We start from the raw sequence: 15,280 nt of genomic DNA, 5'->3' as shown, positions 1-15,280 counted from the left end.
GAAGGAGAATTATTTTGCAACATATTCAAGAAATTATTTTAGATATTGGGCTTATCGGAAAAAACCAACGGGTAAAAGCCAAACAATGGGATAACCAAACCCGTATTGTCAAAGCAATGGTTTTAAACAACGGGGTGGCAGCAGAATTTGATTCTGATGTAAAAGCCCGCTACTCCTACTGTAAACCGGACAATACCCAAGTGCTAGGGGATGCGGAACGCAATGGCAACCTGGTCACTATTCTGCTTGACCCTCAATGCTTGACGGTATCCGGCATTTGCTATTGTGACATCACCTTTTACCAGGGGGAAGCGGAAATTTCCACCGCAACCTTTGAGGTAGAGGTTTACCCTGGCGTATACAGCCCGGACCGATTGGAAAGCAGCGATGAATACCTTTCCCTCTCCAAAGTGTTGGAAGAAGCCCAAACCGCTGTGGAAGAAATGGAACATTTGAATGATGAGGTAACTTCCGGAGAGGAAGAACGTGTAAAAGCCGAAACCCAACGGAAAACCAATGAATCCAATCGAAGCAGTGCGGAAAGCGTTCGTATCCAAAACGAAAACAACCGGATTGCGGCAGAAACAAACCGCGTCAATGCGGAAAACAGCCGTGTTACCGAATTTAACACCATAAAAAGCAAATCCGATACCGCAATCCAAAATGCCCAAAGTGCCGCCAAACGTGCCAATGATGCAGCGGCAAGCGTAGAAGGTACCGAGCTTGGTGACGTTATGAACAAATTCAACGACTATGTACCAAATACACGCACCATCAACAGTAAGCCGTTATCTTCGGATATTTCCCTTACCTATACCGACGTCAATGCTGTGCCTACTACCCGCACGGTAAATGGTAAGCCTTTAAGCCAAAATTTAACCGCCGCGGATATTGGCGCCTGCCAGCCTGGTTCCATCCTTGTTTGGACTACATCTACCGCACCAACCGGCTGGCTGCTTTGCAATGGTTCATCCGTATCCCGCACCACCTATAGTGCCCTATACAATAAAATTACCACCAAATATGGCAGCGGAAATGGTTCCACTACATTTACACTGCCTAATTTAAAAGGGCGTGTTCCGGTTGGCGTTGGCAGTTCCCCCTTTACCTCACTAGGAAACAATGGGGGTTCCACCAGCGTTACCCTGACTGTTAGCCAGATTCCACAACATAATCATGGTCAGGTTGTCACAGCAGGGGAAAACGGAACCAGTACTAGAATTGACTATGCTGGAGATGGCGCGGGTAACATTTATACACAAGGCGCCAAAAGTGAGAATACTGGTGGAGGATCATCCCACACCAACTTACAGCCATACTTAACCGTAAACTACATCATTAAATATTAAGGAGGAAAACAATTATGGCATTAGCAAAATTATTAACTGGAGAATATGGACGGATGGATGGGCAGTATCACCGCATCCAACAAGTAATTTATGATTACGATACCAACCAGCTTCATTTTACTATTTTCCACTATGCGGACCAATCATTCCGCGACCAGGAAAAAGCGGAAGTGGAAGAGAAAAAAGAAAAAATCCAGCGTTATTATGAATTGGAAGCAAAAAAACAGGAGTATGACGAGAAAAAAACCGGTATGCCTTTTGAGGAATGGGAAGAACTGGCTGGATTAAATATTCAGGAATTATCCAAACTGGATTTTGAACCCCGCCATATTGGCAGCACAAATTACACCATTGAAATTACCGGCGACCCAAGGGAAGAAATTTACAATGCAATTGAACAGACCATTGGCCAATTTGAAGGGGCAGTAGAAATTTGATTGATTTTATCCTGCACTATTGGGTGGAATTTATTTTAGGGGTTATCTCCGCCGGGGTAACCGCCATGTTCGCGATGTGCTACCGGAAACTGGTGCAAAAGGGTCGGGAACAGGAATCCATGCGGGAGGGCATCCTTGCCATCCTGCATGACCGTTTGTACCTGATTTGCCAATACCATTTAGGCCAGGGGGAGATTTCCCCCAACGCCTTAAAAAACATTGAATACATTTACAAAAGCTATCATAAATTAGGCGGAAACGGCACTGGAACGGAACTGTACCAACGGGTAAAAAAATTGCCGTTAACGCTGGAAGGAGTGGATTACGATGAAAATTAACTGGAAAGTACGGTTGCAAAACAAAACTTTCCTGATTGCGTTTATCGGCGCAATTTTGACGTTTGTTTATACCATTCTGGGGATGTTCGGGATTGTCCCTTCCATTACCCAAAATATGTTGACCGATGCGATTATGGCTCTTATCAATATTCTGGTGGCTTTGGGCGTTGTCACCGACCCTACAACCCAAGGTATTGGGGATAGTTCCCAGGCAATGTCCTATACCATTCCAAAATAGGGATCATAAACAAGTGTGATATTTGTTTTTACAAACCTGTAACTTCTTATGCCAATAAAAACAGGACGTGATCGGTTTTATCTTTTTCTGTTAACCAAAACTTACAAATTGTTTTTTCCGATTGCAAAAATTTCTTAGGAAAAAAGTCCTCTAGACAAAATATTGATTCCTTATCATTCACGTAATACCAAGATACAATCTATCTCCCATCTTTTTTAATACTTGACCAATTTCAAAAAGCAGATTAAAAAAGACATAAAACTCCCCCGGTTGAGCAGAAGTGTTCCGGGAAACTGTTGTTGTTTCCCGGTTCACACCCGCTTAACTGGGGGAGTTTTTCTTTGGTAAAAATAATCCGTAAAATACGAGTTTCGATGCTACCTAATCGTTGGCGCTTTTCTTTTTGGTAATAGCAACCGCTGCCATCACAACCATTCCACTGGCCAAAAGCAATACCATCCAAAGAAGAGCATTGTGGTTCTCGCCAGTTTGGGAATTGGATACATCAGAACCCGATGTGGAATCCTGTGCTATTGCCGTACCACAAACATCACAAGTTCCATCCCTATCTTGATCCAAATGTGTGGTTTTCGCAATCTTACCATCGCCTAGTTTCCATGCTTCCAGATCAACAATCTCTGTCAAACAGGAGGCGTCTTCAAAATATTTGCCACAAGAACAGGTGTAGTAATCTTTTACGCCATCCGCAGTACATGTTGCTGGCGTGCCAGGAACCAAAGTACCCAGATGTGTGTGTGCCAATGCTGTTTGATAGGTATCCCCACAAGCATCGCAAACATATTCCGCCAAACCGCCGCCTGCTTCAGTAGGAGGAACCAGGATATGCTCGGTATAGCTGTGTTCATGGCCATCGGTTACCACAACCGACATTGGGATATCTTTTGCTATATAGTGGAAATAACTATCGCCATGGTCCACTGGGTCCAAAGTCAAAGAACTTTGCTCTGTCCCCAAAAACTGCATAAACCGGGACGAGGTTTCATCAATGATAAGGTTCGAAGATTGTATGGTGGTGCCTTTTGCGCCATCCACTTTGGTTAAGGAATCCGCTAAGTGAATATATCCATAGGACTGGTCATCCGGGCTGGACGTAAAGCGATAGTCATCGGTCAAAATAGGCGCCCGATGTTCCCCTTCTCCAACACAGGAAGCATCCACTGTACCACCATTTAAATATAAATCGCCAGAATATACATAAATACCGGAAATAATACCACGGGCAGTGATGTTGGCACCTTTTTCCACAGTCACCTTAGGGGAAAGCGAACTGGAAAAGCCTATTGCTCCCTCCATATCCACTGTAGCATTTTCCAACAACACACTGTCTGCCCAATTTACTGAGAATCCAGCTGCATCTCTCGCCTTCTTAACCGCGCCAAAATAATCGTTTCCACCACGGAAAACATGATTGCCTCCGGTAATGGAAATATCTTCTCCACAAAACGCATATACCCCAGTACCAATTGAATTTGTTGCCGTGGCAGTAAGGCTGCCTCCGGAAACGTGCATATAATCGCCTGGTTCCGAATACATATCCGAACTACTACCAACATAAACGCCATAATCCGCAGCAGTTGCGGTTACAGTACCGCCGGACATATCAAACTTTTTCATCGCATTTAACGCAGTACCAGTATCTCCTGGTGCAAATACAGTTAAATCTCCACCAGTGATTGAAAGATTATCTGCTTGTAATTTTCCCACAACATTGGTTTTTCCACCAGAAAAAGTCGCTGTTTGGCGAATTTCAACCAATTCACTTTCCACAGAAAGGACACCCTCGACCTGATGGAGATTTGAAACAGATAAAGTATCATTGATCAGAATATTTGCGGTACCATGGTTTTCAAAATTTTTGATACGGTTAAAACATGGATTTAGTTGATTTCCTCTAATATCTAATGTGCCATAGTTATATAGCTGTGACAACAATAAATAAAACCCACTATTTTCTATATCATCCAAGTTACCTTCTAAAACACCATGTAAATAGATAGGGAAATAGCAAACTGCTGTAATCCGTGTTTCATTCTCCACATGTTTCGTAGGAGCCAGTGTTAGGCGCATCCCATCAGCAATTTCTACCCCCATATACTGCCCTACTATTTTTTCGTACAACTTATCAAACTGTTCCATCACCCAGTTATATTCTTCCTCTGTGAAATCCTCTGGTGCGGAACCATTGCAAAGATAATCCAAAAGGATACTCTCATATTCTGCCAACCCATCGTCTAACCCCAAAAAAGAATACTCTGTGCCGCTAAGAGTCAAATGATCTCCAGAAAAAACCATTTTCCCGCGGAAAACAGGGACAAACATCAAAGCATAATCCACATCAACAATCGAACAATCCCCATTTACCACAATATGTAATGGAATATTACTCAATAAGCCAAAAGAAATTGTATTACTGTCTTGAAATTGTTTTGTAACCTCTTGGTTGGATAAGCCAAGCATTTTAAGAATTTCATCCGGTGTAAAGGAAATATCGCTGGTAATTTTCGCGTTGTCCAAGGTTAAAGTATACACGCCATCCACTTGGGTCATTGTAGCGGACCCTCCTTGTGCAAAGCGGATAGTATCGCCAACGCTTATTTTTTCACCGCCTACCCACACAGAGGGGGTAAGACTCTGCTCATATTCTTCAATTGCGGGAATAGTATCCACTTCTACATCCGGCATCGTGTACGCAGACACGCTAAATACCGGCAATGACCACAGGAAAAGAGTCACCATGAGCAAAAAAGAAACAACCTTTTTCATTGGAATAAACATCTCCTTACGATTTATATTTTGTAACAAAAATATGAAATATCCTAATATTTGTGACGATATTGTTACAATATTATTATAATATTCTTTCTTAAAAAGTCAATCATTTTCGTTAAGATTGGGAATCAACGCAGTTTAATGGTAACCCTCCATTTCCATCTTGATTTCATTTTTCTGTTTTCTAGAAAAGGATCTGCTCTTATATTGAAAAAACAGATTTTATTTGATTCAGGATTCCTTCCTTTTTATATAATGGGTATGGCTTTTCCGAAAAGGTTCTATCACTGCTGCGAATCCCCACTTTTCTAAACTGTATTTTTATGATTCAGATAACAGAAACCCACTATAAAAATCCCCCAGCTCGATGGAAGTATGGGAACATCACGCTGAGTTAGGCGTTTATTTCCTTTCTTCCCTATTTTTTGGTGTAATCGGAAGCCAGCAAAATGAAGTTCCATATTCTACTGCATATACTCAAACTCTACTCCAATGTTAAAGAAATATATCCCCGCATTTCATCGGTACCCACTTTACTGAACATCCGATCAGCAGGGATAGTCGGGAAGTTTATAGTCATGACCTCCGGCTAAGCTGGAGGCTTGATTACGCCATAGAAGGGCATTTTACTGGCGGGCATCTAAAGCACTGAACATTCTTTCTCTTGCATCTACTGTTCCGCCGCCCGTAAACGGGCACTTATGCTTCTTTCCGAGCTTGTATGAACTTGCTAGATTGCTTGTTAGTAGCTCGCTTCGCTTGATACTTGAAGCGAAAGCTTTTTTATGGGGCATCTCCACTGGCTATGCCGGTGATTTCCCTAATCAACAAAAAAATAGCCAGCCCTTTTAAACCGATCAAGGGCTGGCTATTTTGTAAATTAATGATTCCTCTTACATGTTTTCTTGCGAAAAAACATGTATTAAAAAACATATAGATCATATCGAACACATTTATATATTACTATATTTTGTGAAAGAATGCAAGGGGGTTCCATCAAAATAATGGAAAAAGATTCCCATTATTTTTTGTATATAATACACAAATTTGCAAAAATGAACTTTGACCGCTCCATGTTAGCCAATAAAATATAAGTGAAAATGCAAACCAATTTGTTTTACCATGGGCAGATATCCTTTTATAGACAAAGAGAAAAACAGCCTCCCCTTTCCCCTTAGGAAGCTGTTCTTCTCCAAAAATAAAAAACTTAAGATAACATCTTCTTGGTTCCAATAACATCGGTTATTATTAGAACCATCTTTAGTATAGCATAGTTTTCTCCAAAAAACAATATCTGTAATTTAGCCTTTTTATTACATTTTTATCTATTTTTCGACGAAATTCTTTTTTGTTTTCGTTTTTTTTACTTTATTTTCGCGCCAAAAAGGAGCGAATCCAAAAAAATCATCGAAACTTTGTGCATTTTAACAGGAACGAGCCACCAAGCTACCCGGTATACTATCGCTATTGTCACAAACAATTCGCTGATTGGCATAGCGAACTAGATGGAATCTGCCTCCCAGTATCGCTGGCAACAGATAAATAAGTGCCCAATCACCACCATCTCATGGAAAATCAATACAAAAAACGATATCCCCGATTGGATTAGAAATGGGAAATAATCTATGTCGTTGTGCAAAAATGCCGCTAACATTTGGATTCCATAAAAAATTTGTCAAGGATTGAAAAACTATTTTCCATCCGGTACAATAAACATAGAAAAGACGCCCACCATTTTTTTGGCTCGGTATCAAACCATCCAAAATCCATATAAACTTTGCGTCTTAAAACGGGAATCCATCCGCTGAAAAAGCAAATCTGGTTCCCAGCGTAACAGGAGGTATCACATGGAATACAAGATCCGGCCCCATCACGGGCTGTGCATCGCATTTTTTGAAGGAAAGGGCTACAGCCCAGAATTTGTCCGCCATATGGAACAGACCATCGCCAACCTGAAGCAGGCTACCATCCAACTGGTACAGGAGACGGACGAGATTTGTTCCCACTGCCCCAATAACCAAAACGGCGCCTGTACCCAGGCGGACAAGGTAACGACGTTTGACCGGAAGGTTCTGGAACTCTGCCAACTACAGCCGGGCCAGCGGATCACCTGGCAGGAATTTTTTTGCCTAGTAAACCAAAATATCCTACAGCAAGGAAAAAGAAAACAGGTGTGCGCTGATTGTGAATGGGATTCCATCTGTTCCAGCAAAGGCGATTGATATTGCCCCCCTTTGCCACTGCCGAAGCGGGAAAAACCCGAGTATAATAAGGGCAGTAACACCAAAGGAGGAATCTCAATGGGCAGCAAGCTGACTGAACAACAACAGCAGTTTATGAAAGAGCACATCAACCAGTACAAGCAGCGGGAATTCGCCCAGATGTTCGGGGTATCCATTGGGCTAGTCAATTTAACCTTAAAGCGCCTGACCCGCCCCAATATCATCCCGCTGCCAAAAAAGGAAAAGCCCCAGCCAAAATGGCCCACTACAAAGGATATCTGCACGGCCAAAAAATGCGTCTGGCGGACGGACTGCGGCAAACAAATCGCCATCTGCCTACGCCATGGTATGTATTGCCCCTATCGACGTCTGGCACCAAAATAATCCACTATCTTGACAGAAAAACAGATTGGTTGTTATACTAATATTAGCAGATAATCCGTTTTGAAAAGAGAGAAGGAATTTTTATGGAACGCTCAGATCTCATCCAACAGTTTAGCGATACAAGGGAAAAACAAGTAAAAGCGCTGTTTGGTTCTTTGGTGATTCTGAACAACCAGCTACAAACGCTATTTAGCCAGTTTGACTCGGAAGTAACGTTAAAGCAGTTTGTGCTGATGACCATGATTAAAGAAGAGAAAGAAGGGCTTACCTATACCCAGGCTGGAAAACTAATGGGATATTCTCGCCAGAACGCCAAAAAGCTGGTTGCTACCTTGGAGGAAAAAGGGCTGGTGCAGGTGGTTTCATCTGAGAAAGACTCCAGAGCGGCAAGAATATTGCCCACCAAACTGTTTTGGGAGTATTTTGATGATATCCAGATATTGCATCAAAAAATGCTAAAAAGCCTGTTCCTGTCTTATACCGACGAGGAATTGAAGCAGTTCTTCCAGCTTTTCATGAGGTTGTACCACGGCATGGAGCTATTTGAAAAGGAAATTAGAGGAGGAAATTAAATGAAGGCGATTGTTATTTACCGTTCCAAATACGGGGCGGCAGAACAGTATGCCCAGATGCTTGCCCAGCAGTTGGGATGTGAAGCGATGGACGTTCGCCACGTTACAGGGCTGGGACAGTATGATACCATCCTATTTTGTGGCGGGGTTTATGCCAACGGTATTGGAGGGATTTCCTTTTTGAAGAAAAACCTTTTACAGCTTGCGGGAAAGCGGGTTGCCATCTTCGCGGTGGGGGCTTCCCCCTACGAGGAAAAAGCAATGGATGCCCTAAAACAACGCAACCTGAAAGGCGGTCTGGAGGATATTCCCCTATTTTATGGGCGGGGCGCCTGGGATGAAGGACGTATGTCCTGGAAAGACCGTACCATGTGCCGGATGCTGAAAAAAATGGTTGCCAAAAAAGACCCCTCTACCTACGAGCCGTGGGAAGCCGCCTTGGTGTCCGCCGGAGAAAAATGCTCCTGGGTTAGCCCAGATTATCTCTTTCCCCTGCTGGAGTATTGCAAAAATCCTTGACAATAAAAAAGAAATATATTATGGTATAATTGTAGTAGAATTAAAGGGGTGAAAACATATGCCTGAAATCAGCCTTTTTTATGGTATTCGTATTACAATGAATTGGAAAGAACATAATCCACCACATTTCCATGTAGAATATGCAGAATTTAAAGCTAGCGTACGTATTCAAGACGCTGTTATTGACCAAGGTTATCTACCAAACAAACAGTTAAAATTAGTGCTTGCCTGGTGTGAAATCCATAAAGATGAATTAATGCAAAACTGGGAACTAGCGAAGGATGGAAAACCTTTAAATAGAATTAACCCATTAATCTAAGTTATTGTTCTAATCCAAAGGAAGGGGGAGCAAAATGAACCATAGTAATCTTGACTACACCCGTTTTTTTCCTTCTGTATTACAGGTAATCCCAACAGATGATTACCAGGTTTATGCTTATTTTAATGATGGTTCTATCCGATTAGTGAATATAAAGCCGTTCATAAAACCGGATACAGTATTCGCACCACTAGAGGATATCCATATATTTAAGGAAAAACTGGCTGTAATCAACCAAACTATCGCTTGGGATATGGGAGGTAATAGAGATGAACAAAACTGTATTGACCTTGACCCAATCGCAATTTTTAAACAACCTCCTGTTGCTGACCCTTTTGCCGCAACAGAGGCATAACGGATAAAAAATAGGAACAGGGCTGTTTATACAGCCCTGTTCCTATTTTATGGGTTGCAGTGTTTACAGGGGGAATACCCTTTGGCAATGGCTTCTTCCCTGCTGGATGCGGTTGCCTTGTTGGAATCTTTCATTTTTTTGATATCGCCACAACTGGAGCGATGGAACTTTTTTGTATTGGTATTTAAAATATAGGTCTCGGTAGAAGCGGGTGCGGATGGCGCTGTTGGCGTATTTTTAGGTTGCTGCGCTGCCGGTTGTTGTCGCTGTGCCTGCTGCTCTTGTTGTTTCCTTTGTTCTTCCTGTTGTCTGGCGGCTTCCGCTGCGGCAGCTTCTTCCGCCGCTTTTTGGTCTTTTAAGCTTTGTAATGCGGTTTCCGCTTGGGTTAAGGTCTCCGAATTGGTTACAAACTGTTTTGCTTCTTCAGGAAGCTCATTCCATTTTTCCCGTGCCGCCGCAATGGTCGGTTCGGAATCCAGCGTCACTTCCCCAATGGTTCCAATTGCCTGGGAAACTGATTGTGCTTGCTGGCGCAATTTGTCTTTTTCAGGGTCTGTTACAGTGATAGAAACCTTATTGCTGACAATTTTACCTTTTTCCGTTGTAATAGACACGGAAACCGTGGTTGTCCCTTCTCCTACAGCAGAAATTTCATCCTGGTTGATGGTAACGATGTCCGTATCGTCGGACTGATACTCCAAATGTTTTAGTATAATCCCCGTTGGGGTTGTTTCCACGTCAAACTCAGTGGTGTCCCCAACTTCCAGTGTTTCGGATGTTACGGTGAAAGTAAGGTTGGTTAGCTCCCTTTTTGGTAGCTCACAACCCACAAACACAAAACAAACCGATAATAAAACCGCAATGGCTGAAAAAATTCTTGTCTGTAATTGTTTCATCAATACAATCTCCTTTTATGACAATTAAAATATGTCCTATGATGTAATCTAGTTTAATCCCAAATTACAGAAAAATTTGTCGAATTCCCTCAATTTACAAATGATAATGGAAAAAAAGGGATTGTATGTATGTTTTACGTAACAACGGCTATTTGGGCTGTTGGCTGTTTTTGGTTTTTTCTTTGTTTTGTTCTTTTAATAGCATCATCATGCCCTGCAAGCGGAGCTTATCCTCAATAGGAATGGTTTTTAACAGCTTACATATTTCCCATGCTTCCTGAAATTCTTCTTTTACATTGGTCATAATATTTCCTCCTATATAACCATATTAAATTGATATCCTTTGTTTATTTTAAATTTAAACTATGTTTATATTATAATATCTATTGTCTAAAAAATCAATACTTTTTTAATTAAAACATTGACCTTGCCAATTTATTATGATATGCTATAATCAAATACAATAATGGGAGGAAACTATGAATCAAAGAGTAAAACAGTTACGAAAAGAATTAAAATTAAACCAAAGTGATTTTGGAAAAAGGTTAGGTGTGACTCCCGCAGCTATTTCTAAAATAGAAACAGGAGAACGAAAATTAACGGTACAAATGGCAAAATCCATTTGCAATGAATTTCGAGTAAACCAAGAATGGTTGATTCATGGAGCCGGTGAGATGTTTCAAGAATTCCCCACCACTCTGTTAGACCAATTATCAGCGGAATTTGACCTTGACGATATGGAAAAACAACTGGTAAAAGATTTTATCACTCTGGATAAAGAACAACGCCAAATGATTACTAAGTTCCTACGAGGCTCCATAAACCAATAAAAGCAGAAAGCAAACCAGCTTCCTGCTTTATTTTTTGTTGTTCTTTGTCGTTTTTTGTGATATTATGGTTATAAAAGGAGGCGCTACCATGAATCAACGTGTAAAAGAATTGAGAAAAGCCTTGCATCTAAGCCAAAGCCAATTTGGCAAAAAATTATGCGTGACTGGACCAGCTATTTCACGGATTGAAAAGGGTGATAGGGCAGTTACAGACCAGATGGCAAAAGCAATTTGCAATGAGTTTAACGTAAACCCTGATTGGCTATACAACGGCACAGGAGAAATGTTACGGGAGTTCCCAAGCCCATTGATGGAACAGTTAGCCCAAGAATTCAAGCTAGACGAACTGGAACAGGAATTCATTCAGGATTTCCTCACCTTGGATGCCACAGAACGCCAGATTATTGCCCGCTTTTTAAGGGGATCCAAATAAAAATGAATTGACATTTTTCAATGATTATTGTATCATAAGAATCAAATGCGTCGTATGTTTTCGGACTGCGTCTGGGGAGTCACTCTGTGGCTCCCTATTTTTTATGCTTTTCAAAAAATTTCAAACATTACACCTGTTTCAAACAAAATAACGTTAATTTTGTATAACTAGTATAAAAATTATATAAATATTTTGTGCATATTTTTGATATTATTTCTTGTATTATTTGAAAAAATGTTGTATAATGGAATTATACCAAAAGAAAGCAGTTGGCTAAGAGGAATCTTCTTTCTCTGTGCTAGCTCATATAACAGGCTGGGACTTGTTGAACACACAAATGCTGCAAGTTTTCTTACAGCATTAACATATTTCTACTTGTTATGAACTTCTTTGTATATTTCTTCTATTCCTGCTGTTATAAATGGTAGGAATTTTATTTTTTGTAAGGGATTTTTTAAACCATATCATTTCATACAACAAAACAGCCCTACCGAAAAAGGTAGAGCTGTTTTTTCTTTTTTATTCCATGGCAGCATTAATTGCCGCAATCGCGCCATCCGCAACAGCGGTTGCCACCTGACGCACCTGTTTTACACAGATGTCCCCTGCGGCATACACGCCGGGCAGGGCTGTTTGCATCTTTTCATTCACCGGGATAAAGCCATCCTGCAATTTTAACTCGGAATACATCTCGGTGTTTGGGGTGGAACCAGCATAAACAAAAATACCACAGCCAGGATCTTGAATGACCCGTTTTTCCCCTGTTTTTTCCGAAGTAATCTCCAAGGTATCCACACAGTCCTTTCCGGAAACTCTGGTTAAGCGGGAGTTCAGACAGACTTCCATATTTGGGCTTGCTTTTACTTTGTTCAGGAACTCTGGAATCGCCCCCAGTTTCTCCTCAAAATGGATGATGGTTACCTTTTTCGCCAGTTTGGAAAGGTAAATCGCCTCTTTGATTGCTCCGTCGGCGCCGCCAACCACATATACGTTTTTTCCAGCATAAGCTGCGCCGTCCTTTGCGGCATTCATGCCAATTCCCTTGCCTTTGAATTCCGCTTCCCCAGGAATCCCTAAGGTTCTGGCAGTAGTCCCGTTGGCGAGGATTACTGTGCGGGATTGGTAATAATCTTTATTGGTGACAATCTCTTTGATATCGCTTTCCAGGGTAACCGAAAGCACTTCCTCATCGACAATTTTCACGCCAGCGCCCAAAGCCTGGGATTTTAACCGTTCTGCGAAGGTTTCCCCGGTTTCCGGCTCCACCAAAGCGGAATAATGGGTTACAGTGGATACTTTTCCGATTAACCCGCCTACCTGCTCTTTCTCGATGAGCAAAGTGGATTTCCCCCTACTCACAGCATAAATAGCAGCGCTAATTCCCGCTGGGCCAGCTCCAATAATCACAATATCGTACATGTTACAACCTCCTTTTAAATCTATCGTTATTGGATTACGTCATATGTTTCCTCATAGATAAACTGAATTTTGTTATGTTTGGTACACAAAATATGTGGTAGAATCCAACGAAATACAAATTGGTTTCGTTGAGCCTCATATGGATACTATTTTATAGCCGTACAGTTCAAAGCTTTCATAGACTATATCAACACTTACAAGGCGGAACATTTTATCTTCCTTGGCAATCTCAAATCGGAATGATTGCTTTCTTCCGCAAATATTACTACCCCACGAAACAAAATAGAATCCTGTATTTCAAAAATCAGTATTATTTCCTATGATTAATAGCTTACAACACAAAGCAAGAAAAGTCAACTGTTTCCAGGCAAAAATAAAAATAGTTATTATTTTAAATAATAACTATTTTATCCTTTTTTCTATTTTTCCTGAATTGGAGGGTTTTATCCATTTTTTAGCTTCTGGATAAAATCAATATCCGCCGGAAGCCAGTTGACTGTATCCAATTCCCCTTTTGCCAGCCAGCGGGCGGATTCGTGTTCCAGCAGTTCCAGATTCCCCGAAACCACCTGGCAAAAATAACAGTACATCGTTAGGTGACAATCCGGATAATCGTATTCGATCACATCCGCCAGTTCCCCTACCTGTACAACGGTGTTTAGCTCCTCTTTGATTTCACGTTTCAGGGCTTGTTCCGGTGTTTCCCCTGGCTCTATCTTCCCGCCGGGAAATTCCCACCAGCCTTTCCATTTGCCATATCCCCTTTGCGTGGCAAAAATGCGCCCCTCTTTTTGGATCACTGCCGCCGCCACTTGTATTGTTTTCATCCATTCCACTTCCTTTCTAATCCTTGTTCCCTTGACCCGCTTCAGGAAAATACCGATGCAGTGCTGAACAAATGGTATGGTCTAACGAAATCAATGTATGGAGTCCATATTCCCAATAATTTGTGTGGAAAAAAGGTGATATTCCTTTTTGGTAGGAAGCATCCTGTCCAATACACTGGATCGGATATTGTTTCAATTCCCGATTACTATAGATACATAATTCCATACAAGTTTCCGTACATTTCCCACGAAAGATTACATCATTTTCCCCTATTACAGCATACTCCAATTGATTCACAATATCTGCATTTGGGATTTCATCCCCATACCATTGGTATAACCCTACTAAAATAGATTCATCATGCCATGGAGTATCCATACTAGAAAGAAAAGGAATTTTTCTGATTTTAATGACCCTCAACAAAACATACTTATGAAGGAACTCTGGATAAAGGATTGTTGGATTTGTAATTTGGTACGCCAGCAAATCCCCCACCGCCCAAGGAGAATGCCATACAGATGGTGGCCTCATTTTTTTCGCTGCCGGCATAGGGGAATTTAAGGTGTCTTTTAGTTTTTGTAAGACCGTTATCCTCTTTTTTAATAATTTTTCATCCTGTTGCCATCGCTCTAAATCGGTGCCAGCATCAATAATCGCAATCGCCTGCTGTTTTACTTCGGGCAATAATCGCCCCTTTTTCCATTGGCTCAGCGCCAATGCCAGCCAGAATACCGTTTCATCCTCTGTACCCTGAATTTCCGGGTAATCGGTTTCCAGTAAATATTGGGTTGCTTCCTCACTGGTTTTTCCTATCATTAATAGTGCATGATATTCATCCCGAATATCACATGCCACATCATCCGATAAAATCGCTGGTCCCCATACTCCCATCTACTGTTTACCCCCCATGTTTCATAATCTATTTGAAAAAATTTCCAAATCCTTCTTCAAATTCCAATAAGCATTCACCATTTACGGATATCGCAACAATAGGCATTACATATCCATCATAAAAATATCTTGGTGCTGTGATAAACTCAACTTGATCGCCTATTTTTATTTTTGTATCAATGCCGTTATCCTGTGCTATTCGTAAATTTTCTCCAACAATTTTAAAGTCTGTATCATCAAAAGTTGGTGTTAATTCCGAAAAGCCCAAATATAACCTGGTATTATCTTCACTGTAAGCAATGTGGGTCACTGTTCCAACCGCATTTACATAATTATCCCTCTGTGAATAGTACTTGACTTCTCTCACCCAATAGCTGCACCCTGAACAAAATAGAACAGTACACAGTATAAAAATCAGAACTATCGGTTTTTTCCTCATCTCCTCAACCCCTCTATTCCA

At 41.3% G+C, this 15,280-nt stretch carries 19 protein-coding genes; 12 read left to right on the top strand and 7 right to left on the bottom strand.

The window, feature by feature from the left end; all coding sequences use genetic code 11:
* The first annotated feature begins 14 nt into the window (after nucleotides 1–14).
* The 4 genes from BQ2683_RS13650 to BQ2683_RS08330 are packed head-to-tail and all read left to right on the top strand — an operon-like array spanning nucleotide 15 to nucleotide 2,362.
* On the top strand, nucleotides 15–1,349 hold the full coding sequence (locus BQ2683_RS13650) for a phage tail protein (RefSeq protein WP_083256429.1): 1,335 nt from the start codon (nucleotides 15–17) through the stop codon (nucleotides 1,347–1,349).
* Between the two features lie 14 nt (nucleotides 1,350–1,363).
* Nucleotides 1,364–1,786: a hypothetical protein gene (locus BQ2683_RS08340; RefSeq protein ID WP_069988538.1), complete on the top strand. Its 423-nt coding sequence runs from the start codon at nucleotides 1,364–1,366 to the stop codon at nucleotides 1,784–1,786.
* Nucleotides 1,783–2,124, top strand: coding sequence for a hypothetical protein (locus BQ2683_RS08335; RefSeq protein WP_083256428.1), 342 nt, complete (start codon nucleotides 1,783–1,785; stop codon nucleotides 2,122–2,124). The genes BQ2683_RS08340 and BQ2683_RS08335 overlap by 4 nt, the downstream gene beginning before the upstream one ends.
* On the top strand, nucleotides 2,114–2,362 hold the full coding sequence (locus tag BQ2683_RS08330) for a phage holin (protein WP_069988537.1): 249 nt from the start codon (nucleotides 2,114–2,116) through the stop codon (nucleotides 2,360–2,362). The genes BQ2683_RS08335 and BQ2683_RS08330 overlap by 11 nt, the downstream gene beginning before the upstream one ends.
* A gap of 381 nt (nucleotides 2,363–2,743) precedes the next feature.
* On the opposite strand, the gene BQ2683_RS08325 is transcribed toward BQ2683_RS08330, so the two are convergent.
* Nucleotides 2,744–5,146, bottom strand: a complete 2,403-nt coding sequence (locus tag BQ2683_RS08325) for a hypothetical protein (RefSeq protein WP_069988536.1) — start codon at nucleotides 5,144–5,146, stop codon at nucleotides 2,744–2,746.
* A gap of 1,853 nt (nucleotides 5,147–6,999) precedes the next feature.
* Between BQ2683_RS08325 and BQ2683_RS08320 the strand changes: the two genes are divergently transcribed.
* The 6 genes from BQ2683_RS08320 (at nucleotide 7,000) to BQ2683_RS08295 (ending at nucleotide 9,523) form a co-directional block, all read left to right on the top strand.
* Nucleotides 7,000–7,374 carry a DUF1284 domain-containing protein gene (locus tag BQ2683_RS08320; RefSeq protein ID WP_069988535.1) on the top strand — a complete coding sequence of 125 codons (375 nt, stop codon included), beginning with the start codon at nucleotides 7,000–7,002 and terminating at the stop codon, nucleotides 7,372–7,374.
* Nucleotides 7,375–7,452: 78 nt separating this feature from the next.
* Nucleotides 7,453–7,758, top strand: a complete 306-nt coding sequence (locus tag BQ2683_RS08315) for a hypothetical protein (RefSeq protein ID WP_069988534.1) — start codon at nucleotides 7,453–7,455, stop codon at nucleotides 7,756–7,758.
* Between the two features lie 83 nt (nucleotides 7,759–7,841).
* The gene (locus tag BQ2683_RS08310) at nucleotides 7,842–8,330 is read left to right on the top strand and encodes a MarR family winged helix-turn-helix transcriptional regulator (RefSeq protein WP_069988533.1); all 489 of its coding nucleotides are present in this window, start codon (nucleotides 7,842–7,844) and stop codon (nucleotides 8,328–8,330) included.
* Nucleotides 8,331–8,849, top strand: coding sequence for a flavodoxin domain-containing protein (locus BQ2683_RS08305; RefSeq protein ID WP_069988532.1), 519 nt, complete (start codon nucleotides 8,331–8,333; stop codon nucleotides 8,847–8,849).
* 58 nt (nucleotides 8,850–8,907) lie between these two features.
* Nucleotides 8,908–9,168, top strand: coding sequence for a DUF4160 domain-containing protein (locus BQ2683_RS08300; RefSeq protein WP_069988531.1), 261 nt, complete (start codon nucleotides 8,908–8,910; stop codon nucleotides 9,166–9,168).
* Between the two features lie 34 nt (nucleotides 9,169–9,202).
* Nucleotides 9,203–9,523 (top strand): DUF2442 domain-containing protein, encoded by a 321-nt coding sequence (locus BQ2683_RS08295; RefSeq protein ID WP_069988530.1) that lies wholly within the window; start codon nucleotides 9,203–9,205, stop codon nucleotides 9,521–9,523.
* A 47-nt stretch (nucleotides 9,524–9,570) separates the two neighbouring features.
* Here the strand turns inward: BQ2683_RS08295 and BQ2683_RS08290 are convergent, their stop codons facing one another.
* Together BQ2683_RS08290 and BQ2683_RS13390 are read right to left on the bottom strand one after the other, a co-directional pair.
* A complete protein-coding gene (locus BQ2683_RS08290; RefSeq protein WP_069988529.1) occupies nucleotides 9,571–10,419 on the bottom strand; it encodes an Ada metal-binding domain-containing protein in 849 nt (282 codons plus the stop codon).
* Between the two features lie 148 nt (nucleotides 10,420–10,567).
* On the bottom strand, nucleotides 10,568–10,723 hold the full coding sequence (locus tag BQ2683_RS13390) for a hypothetical protein (RefSeq protein WP_159427364.1): 156 nt from the start codon (nucleotides 10,721–10,723) through the stop codon (nucleotides 10,568–10,570).
* A 175-nt stretch (nucleotides 10,724–10,898) separates the two neighbouring features.
* Between BQ2683_RS13390 and BQ2683_RS08285 the strand changes: the two genes are divergently transcribed.
* Complete coding sequence (locus BQ2683_RS08285) at nucleotides 10,899–11,249, top strand: helix-turn-helix domain-containing protein (RefSeq protein WP_069988528.1); 351 nt, start codon at nucleotides 10,899–10,901, stop codon at nucleotides 11,247–11,249.
* Nucleotides 11,250–11,337: 88 nt separating this feature from the next.
* Nucleotides 11,338–11,682, top strand: a complete 345-nt coding sequence (locus tag BQ2683_RS08280; RefSeq protein ID WP_069988527.1) for a helix-turn-helix domain-containing protein — start codon at nucleotides 11,338–11,340, stop codon at nucleotides 11,680–11,682.
* A 519-nt stretch (nucleotides 11,683–12,201) separates the two neighbouring features.
* Here BQ2683_RS08280 and BQ2683_RS08275 read toward each other — a convergent pair.
* The 4 genes from BQ2683_RS08275 to BQ2683_RS08260 form a co-directional block, all read right to left on the bottom strand.
* Nucleotides 12,202–13,101, bottom strand: a complete 900-nt coding sequence (locus BQ2683_RS08275; protein WP_069988526.1) for an NAD(P)/FAD-dependent oxidoreductase — start codon at nucleotides 13,099–13,101, stop codon at nucleotides 12,202–12,204.
* A 443-nt stretch (nucleotides 13,102–13,544) separates the two neighbouring features.
* Entirely contained in the window at nucleotides 13,545–13,928 is a 384-nt protein-coding gene (gene mutT / locus BQ2683_RS08270) for an 8-oxo-dGTP diphosphatase MutT (RefSeq protein WP_069988525.1), read from the bottom strand.
* Nucleotides 13,929–13,944: 16 nt separating this feature from the next.
* Entirely contained in the window at nucleotides 13,945–14,820 is an 876-nt protein-coding gene (locus BQ2683_RS08265; RefSeq protein WP_069988524.1) for a hypothetical protein, read from the bottom strand.
* Between the two features lie 28 nt (nucleotides 14,821–14,848).
* The gene (locus BQ2683_RS08260; RefSeq protein WP_069988523.1) at nucleotides 14,849–15,187 is read right to left on the bottom strand and encodes a hypothetical protein; all 339 of its coding nucleotides are present in this window, start codon (nucleotides 15,185–15,187) and stop codon (nucleotides 14,849–14,851) included.
* Nucleotides 15,188–15,280 lie beyond the last annotated feature (93 nt).

Origin of the sequence: Massilioclostridium coli, from assembly GCF_900095865.1 — a bacterium.
GTDB classification, from domain to species: Bacteria; Bacillota; Clostridia; order Oscillospirales; family Ruminococcaceae; genus Massilioclostridium; species Massilioclostridium facile.
This window is presented reverse-complemented; position numbering and strand designations above follow the sequence as displayed.